Annotated in this window: 1 protein-coding gene; it reads right to left on the bottom strand. The window is 45.0% G+C overall.

All coding sequences use genetic code 11. The annotated features are described in order from the left end of the window. Positions 1–635 (bottom strand): OmpA family protein (locus R7Q09_RS26465; protein ID WP_318143981.1); only part of this gene is annotated, 635 nt, incomplete at both ends.

The raw sequence follows: 635 nt of genomic DNA on the forward strand, positions 1-635 counted from the left end.
GGGTTTACACCGTGAGCAATCAGTGCATCGGCCACTTGTTGAGCACGTAAACGTGATACCGAAAGGTTGGTGAGCCTTGGTCCAACATTGTCGGTATGGCCATCGATTAGCACTTTCGTCACTCGGTCATCAACAGAAAGATAGCTATAGAGCGCAGCTAACGTCTGTTGCTGAGTCGCATTTAGTGTTTTCTGACCGAATTGAAAAGGCAAAACGATGTCTCTTGCTTGTGAGAACGACAGTTTCGGTAGTCGCTCTCGACACGCATTAAATTCACCCAGTGCCTTTTGAATTTGAATTGTTGGGATTCTGACCTCTGACAAAGCGGAAGCGTCTTTTCCTTCCAATACCAGCGTAATCCAACTACCACCGGCAATCGCCTTCATTAATGAGGGTGCGCCTTTACGGAATACAAATCGACGAGAAGGCTTGGTAACCGTAAGAGAAGATTCAACTTTTCTATAAAGCTCTTTACCCCACGGTGCATTTTGACTAATTAGTGTCGCACCTTGCCATTCCTTCCCTTCACCTCGTATGTCGGAAATAAAGGAAATCTTATTATTTGGTTCCGAGCGGAAATAAAACTTCCCCATTGATACTTTTGAGTGCACGAGGTTGCACTCAAACTTATTTCC

The sequence above is a fragment of the Vibrio sp. 2130-1 genome, assembly GCF_033339515.1.